This window comes from Sphingopyxis sp. L1A2A (assembly GCF_005502465.1).
GTDB lineage: Bacteria > Pseudomonadota > Alphaproteobacteria > Sphingomonadales > Sphingomonadaceae > Sphingopyxis.
This window is the reverse complement of the sequence record NZ_SCOT01000005.1, coordinates 84457-100458: the sequence shown is the minus strand read 5'-3', so window position 1 is coordinate 100458 and position 16002 is coordinate 84457. Positions and strand designations below refer to the sequence as shown.

Genomic DNA, 16002 nt, shown 5'->3' with positions numbered 1-16002 from the left:
TATTTGAAGGCACGGGGGAAGCGGACCAATATGAATCGCAAGATCGCGCTTGTCGCATCGAACGCGCCCGCCGCCATGGAGGCCGAGGCCGAATTGCGCCCGCTTTATGACTTCGTCGATCTGAACGACGCCGATTTGCTGATCGCGCTCGGCGGCGACGGTTTCCTGCTCCACATGCTGCACCAGTTGCTCGACCAGCGGCGCAGCATGCCGGTATTCGGGATGAACCGCGGCACCATCGGCTTTTTGATGAACGAATTTCGGATCGAAGGGCTGATCGACCGGCTGGCGGCGGCGCGGCCATTTTTGATCCATCCGCTCAGCGGCGACATTACGACGATCAGCGGCGAGCGCCATATCCTGCCAGCGATCAACGAGATTTCATTGCTGCGCGAAACACGTCAGGCGGCCAAGCTGGAAGTGATCATCAACGAAAAGACGATGCTCGAGGAATTGGCATGCGACGGCGTGCTGGTGTCGACCCCCGCCGGATCGACCGCGTACAACCTCAGCGCCAACGGCCCGATCCTGCCGCTCGAATCGGAAATGCTGGCGCTGACCCCGATCAGCCCGTTCCGCCCGCGCCGCTGGCGCGGCGCGCTGGTTCCCGAATCGACGAGCATCCGCTTCAACGTCCGCGAAGCGGCGAAACGCCCGGTCAGCGCGGTCGCCGACCAGCGCGAGATCCGCGATGTAAAGACGGTGCTGGTCACCACCGACCGCAGCCGACCGCTGACTTTGCTGTTCGATCCCGACCAGGGCCTCGACGAACGCATCGCGATGGAACAATTTATCGTCTGAGCGGCGCCTGTCGCGCCAAAACCCTCTTGATAATCTTGTCGGTCCACGGCAAAGGGGCCGCCTTGCCCGCATCGGCGGGATGTTCCTCGGTAGCTCAGCGGTAGAGCAATCGACTGTTAATCGATCGGTCGTAGGTTCGAATCCTACCCGGGGAGCCATTTCTTCAGACATGGAGCGGAGATTTCGCCCGCGCGGGGTATCGCGTCGGCGTCGGCAAGCGATCGTGCAATGGGCTGAACCGACGTCGCCGTCGGCTATGCCCTCGCAAAAGCCTCGATGTCGCGGTTGAGCCGGTCGATATGCGTCACGAACAGCCCGTGCGGTGCGCCTTCGTACACGACCAGCTTGGCCGATTTCACCAGCTGCGACGCGAGCAGCCCGGTGATCGCGAGCGGCGCCGAGGCATCTTTGTCGCCATGGATGAACAGCGCCGGCACGGTGATAGCGCGAAGGTCGGCGCGGAAATCCGCTGCGGTCATCGCCCGGTTGAGGTCGATCACCGCGCGCAGCGAAGTACCGAGCATGATATTCTTGATCCACTGGCGCATCAGCGGGCTGGTTTCGGGAACCACGAACGGGTCGCTGTTGCCGTCGATCCATTGCGGAAAGTCGCGATAAAACTGCTGGCGCATCTGGTCGAAGGCGGCGGCGGGAACGCCGGCCGGATTGTCGGGCTTTGCCGCTAAGCACGGCAGCGTCGTCGCAAGGAACAGGACACGCGCAACTCGGCCCGCCGCCGCCTTGCCGCCAAGATAGCGCAATATTTCGCCGCCGCTCATCGAATGGGCGACGACCGTCGCACCCCTGACGTCGAGCGCGGTCAGCACCGCGTCGATATCGCCCGCCAGCGTCGCATAGTCATAGCCGCGGCCCGGATCGTCCGAGCCGCCATGCCCGCGCCGGTCAAAGGCGATGCAGCGGAACCCGCGTTCCGACAGCGCCGCCATCTGATACGCCCACATATCCGACGACAGCGCCCAGCCCGACAGGAACAGGATCGGCGCCCCCGTCCCCCAACTGCGCACGTACAGCCGCGTCCCGTCGCCCGCCGTGACCCACGCGGGACTTGCCGTCGCCGCGCGCGGGGCGGCGGCGCGCGTCGGTTTCGCTGCCAGCGAGAGCGCAGCGCCGCCCGCCAGCGTGGCGGCAAAAACATCCCGTCGGTTCATCATCTGCTCCCCCATAAGTGGAGCCTCACGATGTCAGTCAGCGGCTCGCCGCGCGACTACCCCGCAGGTAGCTGATTCAGATCGTGCAGATTTTCCACTAGCGCCCGGGCGACCAGCGACGCCGCGGTGCGCGTCGCACCAGTGGTTTCGACCCGCTCGCCCCACGACGAAAAGGCGCGAACCGAACCGTCGCCGACCGGGATCGGCAGGACAAAGCCGTCGCTGATCCGGAAATCGCGCGCTTCGGCCAGGATGCGGCGCTGGGCGTCGTTCATCACCGCGGGCGGAATGTCGCTCCAGAAAAATCCGCGGTCGCGCGCCGCGGTCGCGCGGACCAGATAATCGGTGTTGCGATAGCGGTTGGTATAATTGTGCTGAAGCCATCCGGCTGCGGGCCGACCGCCCGCATCGCGCCTTATGTCCCACCCCGCGGGCGAGCCCCGCAATGTGCCCGTGATGAAATGATCAATCCCGATCTCGCCGAAAAACTCGGCGGCGATCCGTGTCGATGACGCAACCGATTTCGACGCGGCCAGCGCGAGCGCCGCGTCGAAAGCGCGCGTCCCCAGCGTCCCGGCGTCGCGAATTCGGTCGGCAAAGCGCGGCGCCAGCCCCGCGGCCAGCAACAGCCGGTCCTGCTCCATACCCGAAAGGCGGAGCGCTCCGGCCAGGCGCGCCACCATGTCGGCGCTGGGTTTAGCGCGGCCGGTCTCCAGAAATCCCAGATGGCGGCAGGATACCCCGGCATCGAGCGCCAGCACCAGTTGCGACCGGCCATCGCGCTTGCGGTGCGCCACCAGATGCCGCCCGAACGCTCCGCGGCGATCGGACAAAAATGGTTGGACTTCGGACATGGCGACTCCTCGATCGACGGCGGTGTCATAGCCCGATTAGACAGCGGGTTGAAAGAGCCGCGTCGTTATCGATTCATCTTGGCGCGCTGCGTCCGGTCGTCCTAAGGCTCAGCGGACGATCAGGGAGAGCGAGTGCCGATGTCCGATGCCCAGCCGCAAAGCTATCCCGAAATCCGCGACGCAGTGCGCCGCCTCTGTGCCGGTTTTCCGGGCGAATATTGGCAACGGCTCGACCGCGACCGCATTTATCCGACCGAATTTGTCCGCACCCTGACCGACGCGGGGTTTCTGTCGGTGCTGATCCCCGAAGAGTTTGGCGGGTCGGGGCTGGGGCTGGGCGCGGCGACCGCGGTGCTCGAGGAAATCCACCGCTCGGGGTGCAACGGCGGTGCCTGTCATGCCCAGATGTACACGATGGGGACGCTGCTGAAACATGGTTCGGCCGCCCAGAAAGCCGACTATCTGCCCGCGATCGCGCGCGGCGAATTGCGGCTGCAGGCGTTCGGGGTAACCGAGCCGACGGCGGGGACCGACACCACCCGCATCCGCACCTTCGCGCGGCGGGTCGGCGACGATTATATCGTCAACGGCCAGAAAATCTGGATCAGCCGCGCCGAACATTCGGACCTGATGATCCTGCTGTGCCGCACCACCCCGCGCGAGGAATGCGCCAAGGCGTCCGACGGGATGAGCGTGCTGCTGGTCGATATGCGCGAAGCGGTGGGCAACGGGCTGACCGTCCGTCCGGTCCGCACGATGCTCAACCACGCGACGACCGAGCTGTTTTTCGACGACCTGAAAGTCCCCGCGGCGAATTTGATCGGCGAGGAGGGCAAGGGCTTTCGCTACATCCTGTCGGGCATGAACGCCGAACGCATCCTGATCGCGTCCGAATGCATCGGCGACGGGCGCTTCTTCATCGACCGCGCCACCGCCTATGCCAAGGAACGCGAGGTGTTCGGGCGGGCGATCGGCGAAAATCAGGGCGTCCAATTCCCGATCGCGCGCGCTTATGTCCAGCTCGCCGCCGCCGCCGAGATGGTCGACAAGGCGGCGCGGCTGTTCGACGCCGGACAGGATGGCGGCACCGAAGCGAATATGGCCAAAATGCTGGCGTCCGAGGCGAGCTGGTACGCCGCCGACATGTGCGTCCAGACCCACGGCGGCTTCGGCTTTGCCGAGGAATATGACATCGAGCGCAAATTCCGCGAGACGCGGCTCTATCAGGTCGCACCGATCAGCACCAATTTGATCCTGAGCCATGTCGCGACCCACGCGCTTGGCCTGCCCAAAAGTTTCTGAGGCCGGCATGGAGGATTTTTCCGCCTGGATCGGTCGCAGCGAGACGCGCCACGACATCGCGGTCGCAGCGCCGCTGGTCGGCCTTGCCGCGCTGCTCGACCAGGACGCAGCGCCGCCCGCGACCGTCCCGCCGCTCGGCCACTGGCTCTATTTCCTGCCCGACGCGCGCCAGTCGGCGCTCGGCGAGGACGGCCACCCGCGCCGCGACGATGGCGGCTTGCTGCCACCCGTTCCCCTCCCCCGCCGGATGTGGGCGGGCGGCCGCGTCGAATTCCTCGCCCCGATCGCGGTCGGCGCGGCGCTGACCCGCGTCACGACGATCACGGCGATCCGCGCCAAGCGCGGCGCCAGCGGCGACCTCTTGTTCGTGACCTTGCGGCACGACATTGCCGCAGACGGTATTGCGGCGATCCGCGAGGAACAGGATCTGGTCTATCGCGCGTCTGCAGCCGCGCCGACGGCGTCACCTGTTTTGTCGCCGGTCGAGCCCGAACCCGCCGCCGCGGTCCGCCGCGTGACGCCCGATCCCGTGCTGCTGTTCCGCTATTCGGCGCTCACCTTCAACGCTCACCGCATCCATTACGACCGCGATTATGCCGGCAATGTCGAGGGCTATGCCGGGCTCGTGGTGCAGGGTCCGCTGATCGCGACGCTGCTGATCGATCATGCCCGGCGCGAAATGCCCAGCCTGAAGCCCGCCCGCTTCAGCTTCCGCGCCGAAGCCCCGTTGATCGATGGCGCGCCCTTTGACCTTTGCCTATCGCGCGAGGGCAGCGGGGCCCGATTATGGGCGCGCGACCCCGCGGGACGACCGACGATGCGGGCCGAGGTGACCTCATAAAGCGAAGCGAAGCGAAGTGGTGCACCCGGCGGGATTCGAACCCACGGCCCCCAGATTAGGAATCTGATGCTCTATCCTGCTGAGCTACGGGTGCGCCGCGGTTCGTGTAGCGGCGCGGGGCGCTCAGCGTCAATTGGCCGGGATCAATTAACGGCGTCGGGTGGAACGATCGGTACCAGCAGCGGCATCGCTGCGATCCCGTCGTCGCGCAGCGCCTGCGCCTCGCCCGGCGAGGCCTGACCGTGGATCAGGTCTTCGGCTGCGCGGCCTTCGTGCATCGCGCGCGCCGCATCGGCAAAATCGCGGCCGACCCAGCGCGATTGCGGCAAAATTTCCGCCTGTTTGGCGGCTATGTCGGCCATCACCTGGCGCATCAGTTCGGGCGATATGGCGCCCGGCGCCGGGGCATCGATCGGCCTGGCCGGCGCGACCACCGACAGCTGGTTCGACTTGGCGCCGACGCGCGGCGCCATCACCGCCTTTTTGACATCGCTGTCGCCGCACACCGGGCAGGCGATCAGTCGGCGCGCCTGTTGATCGGCAAAGCTGTCGCTGCTCGCGAACCATGCCTCGAAACGGTGGTCGCCGGCGGCGCAGCAAAGGTCGAAAACGATCAAGCTCTGCCCAAGCTCAGGCCAAGCCGAGCAGCGGGTCGAGACCACCGCGCGCATCGAGCGCCGCCATATCGTCGCTGCCGCCGATATGCTGCCCGTCGATGAAAATCTGCGGCACGGTGCGCGCGCCGCCGGCGCGCGCGACCATCGCGTCGAACCCGGCGCGGTCCATCGTGACGTCGATTTCCTGATAGGCGGCCCCCTTGCGGTCGAGCAGCGCCTTGGCCCGCGAACAATAGGGGCAGAGGAATTTGGTAAACACTTCGATCTTGGCCATGCGGCTATCCTGTCACAACGGGTCCGATATATCGGAATCCAACGAAGCAAAGTCAAATATGTTGCTCGTCATCAGCGCGTCGGGGACGACCCGCGCCCAGGTGAGCGCCGAGACCCGCGCCGCGCCGCTGCGCCGCAGCACCCGCGCCGCCGCGCGCAATGTCGCGCCGCTGGCGTGGACATCGTCGACCAGCACGACATGGCGCCCCGCGACCCGCGCCCGGGCATCATCGGCCAGCGCAAACGCCCCGGCGACGATCCGCTCGCGCTCGCGCCGCCCCTTGCCGCGCAGCGATGCCGTGGACTTGGCCCGAAGCAACAGGTGATGATCGCGCGGCACGCCGGTTGTCCGCGCCAATTCGTCGGCGACCAGCGCCGCCTGGTTGAAACCGCGCGACCACAGCCGCCAGCGATGCAGCGGCACCGCCACCAACAGCATGTCGCCCCCATCGCCCAGCGCGGCGAGGGGCCGCGCCATCAATTGCGCCATCAAGCGCGCGTGGCCGGTCCGCCGTCCATATTTCAGTCGCAGCGCGACGATGCGCGCCACCGGGCCATAAGCGACCGCGGCCGGCGCGCCGGTAAAGGGGGGCGGATTGGCCAGGCACGCCCCGCACGCCATCTGCCCGCCCGGCAGCGCGGTGGGGAGCGGGACCGAGCATTGCGAGCAACCCGGTCCATCGAGAAAGTGAAGCGACGTCCAGCACGCCAGACAGAATTGCCGGTCCGCGCCGACGATGATGCCGCACCCCGGGCAGCGCGGCGGCAGCGCATAATCGACGATCGCGCGCACCGCCGCGCGCGCGCCGCGGCGCCATGCCCTGCCCGGCGCGCCCTGATCCTTGGCATCCCCCGTCGTCGTCGCCATCACCGACTTGTGAAGCATCGCCCGGGACGGCACAAGCGGCGCATGTCGCAATCACCCCGCCCGCTTTTTTCCGCCGCCCGCCACCGCGCCCAGCGCGACCGCATGGCCCGCCTGCCCGCATCGGCCAATTTCCTGGCGCCGATCATCGCCGAAACTTTGCACGACCGGCTGGCGATGGTGACGCGCGACTTTCCCCGCACGCTGTTGATCGGCGCGCACGACAGGGCGCTGGCCGATCATTTGCGCGGCACCGGCACCGCATTGACGATCGTCGAGGCTGGCCCGCGTCTGGCGGCGGCGAACGAGGCGCTGCCCGCCGAAGCCGATGCCATCGACCTGCCCTTCGCCAGCTTCGATCTTGTCGTCTGGCCCGGCGGGCTCGACAGCATCAATGACGTGCCCGGCGCGCTGCTCCGCCTGCGCGCCCTGCTCGCGCCCGACGGGTTGCTGCTCGGCGCCTTTGTCGGTGACGGCAGCCTGCCGCGCCTGCGCCGCGCGGTAATGACCGACGGCGTGCGTCCGATCGCGCGGCTGCACCCACAGATCGACCTCGCGGCGATGGGCAATCTGCTCCAGCGCGTGGGTTTCACCCTGCCGGTTGTCGATGTCGAGGCGCTGACGGTGCGCTATGGCGACTGGTTCGCGCTGGTCCGCGACCTGCGCGCCGCCGGCCTGGCGAGCCGCTTGGCCCCGGCCCCACCGCCCTTGACGCGCGAGGAGGCGGCCCGGATCGCCGCCGCCTTCGCGGCGCAGGCCGATCCAGACGGTCGCATCGCCGAAAGCGTCCGCCTCGTCCATTTCAGCGGCTGGGCGCCGCACCCCGATCAGCCGCAGCCCGCGCGGCGCGGCAGCGGCACCGCGTCGCTGGCCGCGGCGTTGAAACCGAACGGCTAAATCAACGCTTCCAGCAAGCCGATCAGCGGTTTGTCCGCGGGCGGCATCGCAAGGCTGTGCAGTTCGACCGGGCGCACCCAGCGGAGCGCGCTGGCGTGCTGCGCGACCGGGGTACCGCGCCATTTGCGGCAGACGTAGAGCAACAGCAGCAGATGGCGGTCGCCCAGCATGTCGCTGGCGAAACAGCCGGGGGCGAGGCACGCCTGTTCGACGTCGATCGCCAGCTCCTCGCTCAGTTCGCGGATCAGCGCCTGCTCCGGCGTTTCGCCGGGCTCGATCTTGCCGCCCGGAAACTCCCACAAGCCCGCCATCGACAAACCGTCGGGGCGCTGTTGAACCAGCAGCCGGCCATCGCGATCGACCAGCGCCGCCGCGACGACGACAAGCCCAGTTTTTGGCGGTTTTCCGGGGTTAGGCACGGACAAATTGTTAACCTTCCTGTGCGAATATGGCCATCCTCGGGGAACTATATTTCAGTCAGGGGTGGAACAATGGGCAACATTTACAGGCTGATGCGGTCGACCAGGGCCGCCACAGCCGTCGAATATGGGCTGATATTGGCCCTGATCTTTCTCGCGGGTGTCACCGCCATCAGCGGCACCGCCAACTCCACCACCAGGATGTGGAACAATGTTTCGAACGCCTCGACCAGCGTGATGTAGCCGGACGACTGTTCGATTTTGGGACTTGGATCCTCATCGATCCGCATCCCGCCATTAAGATTTTCAAAACCTATTCGTCCTAAACCAGCCAGTGTTGACCCAGACCAGACCGTCAACAGGGTAAGTGAAATCAGGAGACCAGTCATGAAGTTCATCAAAAAGTTCGTCCGCGACACCAAAGCCGCCACCGCCATCGAATACGGCCTCATCGCCGCTCTGATCGCCGTCGCCGGCATCACCGCGATGGGTGCAGTTGGCAACAGCGTCAGCAACACCTTCAACAAGGTGAACACCAACCTGAACACCGCACCGTAATTACTCGGTCGCTAAAACAGAAAAGGGGCGGTGGCGACACCGCCCCTTTTTTTTCTGCCTGCCGGTCAACGGCTCGCGTAAACGACGATTTTTACCTTTTGCCCCGGCGTCAAGCGGCTCGACGCGGTCAGCCGGTTGAGTACCTGGAACCGTTCGGCCTGATAATTGCTGTACGCCATGCGCCGCGCCAGGCTGGCCATCGTGTCGCCGCGCCCCACCGTCACCAGATCGATCCGCCGCGGCTTGATCGCCGCCGCTTCGGCCGTGCTCAGGCGCCGGACGCTGTTGAACATCGAATTGAAAACGCCCGTTCCGCCCGCTTTGGTCAGGGTGACAAAGTGAAAGGCGCTGCTGCGTGAAAATTCATAGGCAAAAACCGTCACATCGACCTGCCCCGACTGGCTGGCGACCCGCGCTGTCGAATAGGAGGCGGGGATACCGTTAACGGTGGTGCGCTGCACCGCGCTGGGGCTGATCGCGGTGTTGCCCGCGACCGATTTGAACGCGGCGGCGATATAGGCGTTCATGTCGCCGCTGTACGGACCGGTCGTAAATTGCGCCTGACCGCCATTGCCGCTGACCGTCACCGCGGTGGTGCCGTTCTGCATCCCATAGCCCCGGGGAACGGCGAAGCGCAGCCGCAGGTCGGGGTGCAGGAACTCATTGCCCTCGACGACGCCCTGCGCCGGATCGTCACCGTACAGCACATTGTCGATCGCGGTCAGAAAGGCATCGGCATTGCGCGTGCCGCCGGTGCCGCCGACACGGCTCGCCAGCGTCTGGGCATTGCGGACGCGCGAGGCGGGATCGGGGTGGGTGCTGGCCCAGGCGGGCAGCGAACGCGCGTCGCCGCCGGTCAGCCGCGCGTCGAGGTTGGTCTGGTTCGCCAGGCTGGCGAGCATCGTCGACAGCGCGAGCGGATCATAACCGGCGCTGCGCAGATATTGGACGCCCAGCTGGTCGGCCTGCAACTCCTGACTGCGCGAAAAGCCCAACGTCGCGAGCTGCGCGACCTGCATTGCATTGTTCTGGAGCAGGCCGCCGAGCCCGCCAAGCACGCCGCCGCTGTCCCCGATCGCACCGCCCAGCACCGCGCCGAGGACGCCGAGAATCTGGTTACGGGTCGCCGCTGACTGGCGTTTCTTGCTGTGCTGCGCGGCGACATGGCCCACCTCGTGCCCCAGCACGCCGGCCAGTTCGGCCTCGTCGTTCATCAGCGCCATCAGCTGGCGGGTGACATAGACATAGCCGCCGGGGATCGCGAAGGCGTTGTTCACCGGCGAATTGAGCAAGGTGACGGTAAAGTCGCTGCGCGCGTTCGACAGCCCCGATTGCAGCGCGATATTCTGGCCGACGCGGCCGACATAGGCCGCCTGCGGACCGCTGTAGGCGCCGCCGAATTCGGCCATCAGCTGCGGATGCGCCTCGTCACCCTGCTTGCGTTCGGACGGCGTGATATTGGTCGCGGTCTTGATCGCTTTCAGCTGCGCGTCGGCCGCGCCAGTGAAGGCAAGGCTGCCGAGCGCCGCGGTCGCTGCCAGCTTGACCGCGAGGCCTTTTTTCTTCGTTCGGGTCATCGGTACACCTCCCACATACTGCGCGTCGTTCCGGGATTATCCCTTCTTCGCGGCTAAGCAAGCCGCGCCTGAACGTCGGCTTGCCAGCATCTTGACGGTGAACGCAAATCCCCCCGATCGGGTTCCGCGATCGCGGCGGGTCAGGCGCGGCCCATGGCGAGGAATTTTTCCTCGCGCGCCGCCAGGATTGCATCGCGCGGCAAGCCCGACAGGCTGTCGAGTTCCTGCGCGATCGCATCGCCGAGCGCCGCAATCGCGACATCGGGGGCGCGGTGGGCGCCGCCGACGGGTTCGGGAACGATGCGGTCGATGATCTTCAACCCCAGCAGATCCTGCGCCGACATTTTCATCGCCGCCGCGGCATCGGCCGCCTTGTCCGACGTCCGCCACAGGATCGACGCACAACCTTCGGGCGAAATCACCGAATAGACGGCATGTTCGAACATCAGCACGCGGTTCGCCGCGGCGAGCGCGATCGCGCCGCCCGAACCACCCTCGCCGACGATCGCCGCGACCATCGGCACGCCCAGCGCCAGGCATTGTTCGGTCGAGCGCGCGATCGCTTCGGCCTGGCCGCGCTCCTCGGCCTGGATGCCCGGAAAGGCGCCCGAGGTATCGACCAGCGTCACCACCGGCAGCCCGAAGCGGTCGGCCAGCTGCATCAGACGGATCGCCTTGCGATAGCCCTCGGGCTTGGCCATCCCGAAATTATGCTTCATGCGCGACGGAATATCGTCGCCTTTTTCATGGCCGATGACCATCACGCGGCGACCACGAAAGCGCGCCAGCCCGCCCAAAATCGCCTGATCATCGCCGAAATTGCGGTCGCCGGCGAGCGGCATCCAGTCGTCGAACATCTCGGCGATATAATGTTTGAAATGCGGGCGGTCGGGGTGGCGCGCGACCTGGGTCTTTTGCCACGGGGTGAGTTTCGTATAGATATCGCGCAGCAATTTCGAGGACTTGTCCTCCAGCCGTGCAATATCATTGTCGATGTTGAGGGTGGGATCGTCCCCCATGTCGCGCAGTTCGGCGATTTGCCGATCGAGCGCGGCGACCTGTTTTTCGAAGTCCAGAAAGGCTGTCATCGTCGGACCGCTAAGCCGATGGCGCGGCAACGTCAACGTCTGCTGATCCCGGCCCGATGTCCATGGTCGCAAGCGGATGGCGGCGGTTGACCAGTTCGACCAGGCGGCGGCTGTCGACATGGGTGTAGATTTCGGTCGTCGCGATGTCGGCATGGCCCAGCATCAGCTGCAAGGCGCGCAGATCGGCGCCGCCTTCGAGCAAATGGGTGGCAAAGGCGTGGCGCAGGACATGCGGGCTGACCGCCGCCGGATCGATCCCGGCGCGGGCCGCCAGGTCGCGCAGCATCTGGAACAGCCGGACGCGCGAGACATGGCTTTTGCCCGACGGAAACAGCCAGAGGGCGCCGTCGGCGAGCAACGGAAGCCAGCGATCGAGCGCGCCGCGGGCGCGATCCGACAGCGGCACCAGCCGTTCCTTGTCGCCCTTTCCCCGCACGATCAGATATTCGCGCTCCCCGGCGATCGCGCGGCGCGGCAGCGACACCAGCTCGCTGGCGCGCAGCCCCGACCCGTAAAGCAGTTCGAGCAGCAGCAGCATCCGCACGGCCGCGGCGGGCGGCGCCTCGCCATGTGCTTCGTCCTCGGCTTGCCCGAACAGCCGCCCGACATGCTCGTGGGTCAAAATGCGCGGCAGCGGGCGCCGGGTCGTCGGGCGCGCAATGTCGAGCGCGGGATTGTCGGCGCGGTCGCCCTCGTCGAGCAGAAAGGCAAAAAACTGACGCAGCGCCGACAGCTTGCGCGCCGCGCTGCTCGCCGCAAGCGACTGATAACCCGCCATCAATTTTCGTAAAGCCGCGACGTCGGCATCGGTGAGCCGCCCCGAGACCAATTCGGCCGCCTGCTCCAGATCGCGGCGATAGGCGGCCAGCGTGTTGCGCGCGGCGCCGCGCTCGGCGGCCATCATCTCGAGAAAACGGTCGATCGCCGCCCCGTCAGACATGGTCTGACCGCAACGTCGAACGCTCAGACATGGTCGATGTCCGACGCTGGGGCCGGTTCAGACACGCACTAGTGCTTCGGCGGCGATCATCCGCGCTTCGGACTCCAGCCCCACCTCGCGCAGCGCGCGGACGATGTAATAGAGATGATAGGGCGGCACTTTCGACCATTCGCCCTGCATCCCGGTCGCGGCGAGCAAGGCGACCATGCCGGGTTCGCGGCGCTCGGCCGCCGCCATGATCGCGCGCGACCAGCGCGTCTGTTTGCCCAGATCGACCTCGAGGTCGCTCGCCGCCGACGCCGCGGCGTCGGCATCGATCCGTCCGAGCCCGGCCAGACCGGCGAGCAGGAATTTGGAGCGCAGCGTGTCGGCGCTGTCGTCATCGCCCGAAAATTGTCCGACGGCGCCCGTGGTGGTGCCGGTCAGCGGCCGCGGCGATCCGACCGCGAGCACCCCCCATGCGCGGCTGCCCACGGTTACTGTCGGCACCCACGCGACCGCATTCTCGTCAAACCCGCCCGCCAGCATCGATCCCAGCAGCTGCCACGGATCGCCGCCGACGTCGGTGCGGACCGGCAGCGCGGCGGCGGCGCGCGCCGTCGACACCATCGCGGCATAGCGCTGCACCGGGGTTGTCCCGGCGCCCCAGATACCCTCCATCGCGGCATAGCGGTCGGCCCCGGTCGCGAGGCGAAAAGCGCCGCGCAGTTGGTCGGTCTGGGCCGCGAGGGCCTCGCTCGGTTCCTCCTCGCTCGCCGCGGCGCTTAGCAACGACACATAGGCCTCGCTCGACAGCACCCCGCGCGCCGCCGCTTCGGGCGCCGCGGCGACCCGGCTCGCCATGTCGGTCATCGGCGCCAGCACCGTCCAGCCCTTGATATTGGCGGGCGCGGCGGTGCGCAGCGCTTCGGGAACGGGAACCGCGGTCGCCGTCGCCATGCCGAAACGCCAGCTGGTCAGCCGGTCGATATTGTCCCATTCGATCGTTGTCGACCGGCGGCCGCTGCCCGTCGCGCCCAGCACGCGTTCGGCGAGCAATATGTCGAAATTGGAAATCTTGCCACTCGACCGCACCCGGCCGATCGCCCAGCCCGCCGGCCCCGCCTCGCCCGACAGCCCCGAACAGATCGCCGACGCCAGCCGCCACGCCTGCTCGTCGCCATGCGCGAGCCCCGCGGGCACATAGGCGCACATGCCCGCCGGATCGGCATTGGCGAGATAGGCCTGCTGCGCCGCAGCGACGAGGCGCGGGCTGGCGCGGTCATGATCGACCGCCTGAACGATCCAGCGCGCCGCAATCGATTCGCCCATCCGTAGCAGGAGTGACGCGCGTTCGGCGGCCAGGTCGGCGCCGTTGATCGTGTCGGGGGTGTCGATCGCCGACACGAGCGAGCGGCGGAGCAGTATCTGGCCCCAGCGCGATGCGAACTGGCCATTGGTCCGCCGCATGATCGCGGCGGCATATTGGCCGCGCACCCCAAAGGCATCGGGGGCCAGCCCGCCGGTTTCAGGGGTCAGCGGCCCGATACGGGTGAGCAGGCGCCGTGCCCCGGGCGGCAGGTCGTATTTCAGCGTCCCCGGTTCGACCTCCTCGCCATCCTCGCCCTCTTCATCGGCGGCTTCAGCAGGCGTCCCGGCGGTATCGGTGGCGCCGATGGTCGCGGTGACGGGCGGCGGAAGCGTGCCGTTTTTGGGGGTCGAAGTCGGCGCGGTGCCGGGCGACGGGGTCGGCGTTGGGCGCGGCGCCGGCGTTTCGGGCGAATTGCCGAAACCTTCGGGCAGCAGCGATTCCTGCGCGATCGCGGGCAACACCAGCGCGGCGGCCAGCGCGGTGCCCGACAGGCCCAGGGTCAGCGTCAGCAGTTTTTTCGTCATCGCGCTGCGCTTTCGGCAATCTTGTCGGCCACGTCCACCCCAATCCTTCGCGCCCGGCAGGCCGGGCCTTCGTCTATCGCCGAAAACCGTTGTTCCGCGCGTCCCGGGCGGTATAGCCGCGCGCACCATGTCGCGAAACCCGAAAAGCCCGGCGCCAAACCGCTCCAGCGCGATCCCCGCCGCGATCCGCGACCGGTCGGTCGTGCTCGTCGGACTGATGGGGTCGGGAAAATCGACCGTCGGCCGCCGTCTGGCGGGTCGGCTGGGGATGCGCTTCGCCGACGCCGACGACGAAATCGAACGCGCCGCCGACATGACAATCTCCGATATTTTCGAACGCTTTGGCGAAGCGCATTTCCGCGACGGCGAACGCCGTGTGATCGCGCGGCTGCTCGCCGGCAAACCGATGGTACTGGCGACCGGCGGCGGCGCCTTCATCAACGCCGAAACCCGGGCGCTGATCCTCCGCGATAGCCGGTGCGTCTGGCTCGACGCCGACATCGCGACGCTGGTCGAGCGGGTCGGGCGCCGCAGCCACCGCCCGCTGCTCAAAAATCGCGACCCCGCCGAGGTGCTGCGCGAGCTGGCGGCGGTCCGCAACCCGATCTATGCCGAGGCGCATCTGCGCGTCAGCTCGGCAAGCACCCCGCACGACCAGACCGTGCGGGCAATATTGGAAGCCCTGGCAAAGTGGGAAGATCCGAAATGGAACAGCTGACCGTTGACCTTGGCGCCCGCAGCTATCCGATCCTGATCGGGGACGGGCTGATCCGCAGCATCGGCGAGCATGTCGCGCCGCTGCTCAAGCGCCCGCGGACGATGATCGTCACCGACACCCATGTCGCCGATCATTATCTGGTGCCGCTCGGCACCGCGCTGGCGATGGAGAATATCTCCTTCTCCTCCTTCGTCCTCGAGCCCGGCGAAGCCACCAAAAGCTGGGCCGGGCTCGCGCGCCTGACCGACTGGCTGATCGGCGAAGGCGTTGAACGCAGCGACCATGTCATAGCCTTAGGCGGCGGCGTCATCGGCGATCTCGTCGGCTTCGCGTGCAGCATCGTCAAACGCGGCTGCCATTTCATCCAGGTGCCGACCACCCTGCTGGCGCAGGTCGACAGCAGCGTCGGCGGCAAGACCGCGATCAACGTCGCGGCGGGCAAGAATATGATCGGCGCCTTTCACCAGCCGGCGCTGGTCGTCATCGACCCGGCAACACTCGCCACCTTGCCGCGCCGCGATCTGGCCGCGGGCTATGCCGAGGTCATCAAATATGGCCTGATCGACGACGCCGATTTCTTCGCGTGGTGCGAGGCGCATGGCGAAGCACTGCTCGCGGGCGACAGCGCCGCGCGGCACAAGGCGATCGCCCACAGCGTCGCTGCCAAGGCGCGCATCGTCGCCGCCGACGAGCGCGAGACGCAGGACATTCGCGCGCTGCTCAACCTCGGCCACAGCTTCGGCCATGCGCTCGAGGCCGAGACCGGCTATTCGGACCGACTGCTCCACGGCGAAGCGGTCGCCGCGGGCATGGCGCTGGCACATCGTTTCTCGGCGGCGCAAGGCCTGTGTTCGGCGGCGGACGCCGACCGCGTCGCCGCGCATCTCGCCGTGGTCGGCCTGCCGCACGATCTGGCGAGCGCCGGGGTCGATGCCGACGGCGCAACCCTCGCGGCGCATATGGCGCATGACAAGAAAGTGCGCGGCGGCAAGCTGCCGCTGATCCTGACCCGCGGGATCGGTCGGAGCTTTGTCACCGACGAATTTGGCCTGGATGTCGTGGCGGCGTTTCTGGACGGCGAGCAGCACCGCTAAGTTTGCCCCGTTTAATGCGGATCTTCTGTACCATAGCCCTGAGCCTGTCGAAGGGCGCTTCTCGGACAGGCGCCCTTCGACAGGCTCAGGGCTATGTTTAAAGGAATCGGCGCA

The 16002-nt window shown here is 67.1% G+C and carries 18 protein-coding genes and 2 tRNA genes; 9 read left to right on the top strand and 11 right to left on the bottom strand.

Annotated features, from left to right (window positions below):
- Window positions 1-30 precede the first annotated feature (30 nt).
- Together FFS68_RS05285 and FFS68_RS05280 are read left to right on the top strand one after the other, a co-directional pair.
- Window positions 31-801: an NAD kinase gene (locus tag FFS68_RS05285; RefSeq protein ID WP_137752154.1), complete on the top strand. Its 771-nt coding sequence runs from the start codon at window positions 31-33 to the stop codon at window positions 799-801.
- Between the two features lie 83 nt (window positions 802-884).
- Window positions 885-959 (top strand) — tRNA-Asn (locus FFS68_RS05280).
- Between the two features lie 96 nt (window positions 960-1055).
- On the opposite strand, the gene FFS68_RS05275 is transcribed toward FFS68_RS05280, so the two are convergent.
- Window positions 1056-1973, bottom strand: coding sequence for an alpha/beta hydrolase (locus FFS68_RS05275; RefSeq protein WP_249340024.1), 918 nt, complete (start codon window positions 1971-1973; stop codon window positions 1056-1058).
- Between the two features lie 53 nt (window positions 1974-2026).
- Complete coding sequence (locus FFS68_RS05270; protein WP_137752153.1) at window positions 2027-2824, bottom strand: autoinducer binding domain-containing protein; 798 nt, start codon at window positions 2822-2824, stop codon at window positions 2027-2029.
- Between the two features lie 138 nt (window positions 2825-2962).
- Here FFS68_RS05270 and FFS68_RS05265 point away from each other — a divergent pair, with 138 nt between their 5' ends.
- A complete protein-coding gene (locus FFS68_RS05265; RefSeq protein ID WP_137752152.1) occupies window positions 2963-4126 on the top strand; it encodes an acyl-CoA dehydrogenase family protein in 1164 nt (387 codons plus the stop codon).
- A 7-nt stretch (window positions 4127-4133) separates the two neighbouring features.
- On the top strand, window positions 4134-4967 hold the full coding sequence (locus tag FFS68_RS05260) for a MaoC family dehydratase N-terminal domain-containing protein (RefSeq protein WP_137752151.1): 834 nt from the start codon (window positions 4134-4136) through the stop codon (window positions 4965-4967).
- Between the two features lie 17 nt (window positions 4968-4984).
- Here FFS68_RS05260 and FFS68_RS05255 read toward each other — a convergent pair.
- The 4 genes from FFS68_RS05255 to FFS68_RS05240 all read right to left on the bottom strand — a co-directional run bounded on the left by FFS68_RS05255 (window position 4985) and on the right by FFS68_RS05240 (window position 6743).
- Window positions 4985-5061, bottom strand: a tRNA-Arg gene (locus FFS68_RS05255).
- 49 nt (window positions 5062-5110) lie between these two features.
- Entirely contained in the window at window positions 5111-5584 is a 474-nt protein-coding gene (locus FFS68_RS05250; RefSeq protein WP_137752150.1) for a DUF1178 family protein, read from the bottom strand.
- Window positions 5585-5597: 13 nt separating this feature from the next.
- Complete coding sequence (grxC, locus tag FFS68_RS05245; RefSeq protein ID WP_137752149.1) at window positions 5598-5858, bottom strand: glutaredoxin 3; 261 nt, start codon at window positions 5856-5858, stop codon at window positions 5598-5600.
- A 12-nt stretch (window positions 5859-5870) separates the two neighbouring features.
- Window positions 5871-6743 (bottom strand): ComF family protein, encoded by an 873-nt coding sequence (locus FFS68_RS05240; RefSeq protein WP_249340023.1) that lies wholly within the window; start codon window positions 6741-6743, stop codon window positions 5871-5873.
- Window positions 6744-6827: 84 nt separating this feature from the next.
- Between FFS68_RS05240 and FFS68_RS05235 the strand changes: the two genes are divergently transcribed.
- Window positions 6828-7619 (top strand): methyltransferase domain-containing protein, encoded by a 792-nt coding sequence (locus tag FFS68_RS05235; RefSeq protein ID WP_249340022.1) that lies wholly within the window; start codon window positions 6828-6830, stop codon window positions 7617-7619.
- Here the strand turns inward: FFS68_RS05235 and FFS68_RS05230 are convergent.
- Window positions 7616-8044 (bottom strand): (deoxy)nucleoside triphosphate pyrophosphohydrolase, encoded by a 429-nt coding sequence (locus FFS68_RS05230; protein ID WP_137752148.1) that lies wholly within the window; start codon window positions 8042-8044, stop codon window positions 7616-7618. The two genes, FFS68_RS05235 and FFS68_RS05230, sit on opposite strands and share 4 nt — an antisense overlap.
- Before the next feature lie 66 nt (window positions 8045-8110).
- Here FFS68_RS05230 and FFS68_RS18100 point away from each other — a divergent pair, with 66 nt between their 5' ends.
- Both FFS68_RS18100 and FFS68_RS05220 read left to right on the top strand, forming a co-directional pair.
- Window positions 8111-8281 (top strand): Flp family type IVb pilin, encoded by a 171-nt coding sequence (locus tag FFS68_RS18100; protein WP_137752147.1) that lies wholly within the window; start codon window positions 8111-8113, stop codon window positions 8279-8281.
- A 144-nt stretch (window positions 8282-8425) separates the two neighbouring features.
- Window positions 8426-8596 carry a Flp family type IVb pilin gene (locus FFS68_RS05220; protein WP_137752146.1) on the top strand — a complete coding sequence of 57 codons (171 nt, stop codon included), beginning with the start codon at window positions 8426-8428 and terminating at the stop codon, window positions 8594-8596.
- A gap of 65 nt (window positions 8597-8661) precedes the next feature.
- On the opposite strand, the gene FFS68_RS05215 is transcribed toward FFS68_RS05220, so the two are convergent.
- The 4 genes from FFS68_RS05215 to FFS68_RS05200 all read right to left on the bottom strand — a co-directional run bounded on the left by FFS68_RS05215 (window position 8662) and on the right by FFS68_RS05200 (window position 14076).
- Window positions 8662-10173 carry a M48 family metalloprotease gene (locus FFS68_RS05215; protein WP_137752145.1) on the bottom strand — a complete coding sequence of 504 codons (1512 nt, stop codon included), beginning with the start codon at window positions 10171-10173 and terminating at the stop codon, window positions 8662-8664.
- A gap of 140 nt (window positions 10174-10313) precedes the next feature.
- A complete protein-coding gene (locus FFS68_RS05210; RefSeq protein WP_137752144.1) occupies window positions 10314-11261 on the bottom strand; it encodes an acetyl-CoA carboxylase carboxyltransferase subunit alpha in 948 nt (315 codons plus the stop codon).
- A 10-nt stretch (window positions 11262-11271) separates the two neighbouring features.
- The gene (locus FFS68_RS05205) at window positions 11272-12201 is read right to left on the bottom strand and encodes a tyrosine recombinase (RefSeq protein WP_137752143.1); all 930 of its coding nucleotides are present in this window, start codon (window positions 12199-12201) and stop codon (window positions 11272-11274) included.
- Between the two features lie 57 nt (window positions 12202-12258).
- Entirely contained in the window at window positions 12259-14076 is a 1818-nt protein-coding gene (locus FFS68_RS05200; RefSeq protein WP_137752142.1) for a hypothetical protein, read from the bottom strand.
- Between the two features lie 127 nt (window positions 14077-14203).
- On the opposite strand from FFS68_RS05200, the gene FFS68_RS05195 reads away from it, so the two are divergent.
- A complete protein-coding gene (locus tag FFS68_RS05195; protein WP_137752141.1) occupies window positions 14204-14794 on the top strand; it encodes a shikimate kinase in 591 nt (196 codons plus the stop codon).
- Entirely contained in the window at window positions 14782-15888 is a 1107-nt protein-coding gene (gene aroB, locus FFS68_RS05190) for a 3-dehydroquinate synthase (protein WP_137752140.1), read from the top strand. The genes FFS68_RS05195 and aroB overlap by 13 nt, the downstream gene beginning before the upstream one ends.
- The last annotated feature ends 114 nt before the right edge of the window (window positions 15889-16002 follow it).

Excerpts from the sequence above, each read along its gene's own strand:
- FFS68_RS05275 (WP_249340024.1), bottom strand. The coding sequence starts at position 1,973 with ATGATGAACCGACGGGATGTTTTTGCCGCCACGCTGGCGGGCGGCGCT.
- FFS68_RS05210 (WP_137752144.1), bottom strand. The coding sequence starts at position 11,261 with ATGACAGCCTTTCTGGACTTCGAAAAACAGGTCGCCGCGCTCGATCGG.
- FFS68_RS05265 (WP_137752152.1), top strand. The coding sequence starts at position 2,963 with ATGTCCGATGCCCAGCCGCAAAGCTATCCCGAAATCCGCGACGCAGTG.
- FFS68_RS05205 (WP_137752143.1), bottom strand. The coding sequence starts at position 12,201 with ATGTCTGACGGGGCGGCGATCGACCGTTTTCTCGAGATGATGGCCGCC.
- FFS68_RS05215 (WP_137752145.1), bottom strand. The coding sequence starts at position 10,173 with ATGACCCGAACGAAGAAAAAAGGCCTCGCGGTCAAGCTGGCAGCGACC.
- FFS68_RS05285 (WP_137752154.1), top strand. The coding sequence starts at position 31 with ATGAATCGCAAGATCGCGCTTGTCGCATCGAACGCGCCCGCCGCCATG.
- FFS68_RS05195 (WP_137752141.1), top strand. The coding sequence starts at position 14,204 with ATGTCGCGAAACCCGAAAAGCCCGGCGCCAAACCGCTCCAGCGCGATC.
- FFS68_RS05235 (WP_249340022.1), top strand. The coding sequence starts at position 6,828 with ATGGCCCGCCTGCCCGCATCGGCCAATTTCCTGGCGCCGATCATCGCC.
- FFS68_RS05240 (WP_249340023.1), bottom strand. The coding sequence starts at position 6,743 with ATGCTTCACAAGTCGGTGATGGCGACGACGACGGGGGATGCCAAGGAT.
- FFS68_RS05270 (WP_137752153.1), bottom strand. The coding sequence starts at position 2,824 with ATGTCCGAAGTCCAACCATTTTTGTCCGATCGCCGCGGAGCGTTCGGG.
- FFS68_RS05200 (WP_137752142.1), bottom strand. The coding sequence starts at position 14,076 with ATGACGAAAAAACTGCTGACGCTGACCCTGGGCCTGTCGGGCACCGCG.
- grxC (WP_137752149.1), bottom strand. The coding sequence starts at position 5,858 with ATGGCCAAGATCGAAGTGTTTACCAAATTCCTCTGCCCCTATTGTTCG.
- FFS68_RS05260 (WP_137752151.1), top strand. The coding sequence starts at position 4,134 with ATGGAGGATTTTTCCGCCTGGATCGGTCGCAGCGAGACGCGCCACGAC.
- aroB (WP_137752140.1), top strand. The coding sequence starts at position 14,782 with ATGGAACAGCTGACCGTTGACCTTGGCGCCCGCAGCTATCCGATCCTG.
- FFS68_RS05220 (WP_137752146.1), top strand. The coding sequence starts at position 8,426 with ATGAAGTTCATCAAAAAGTTCGTCCGCGACACCAAAGCCGCCACCGCC.
- FFS68_RS18100 (WP_137752147.1), top strand. The coding sequence starts at position 8,111 with ATGGGCAACATTTACAGGCTGATGCGGTCGACCAGGGCCGCCACAGCC.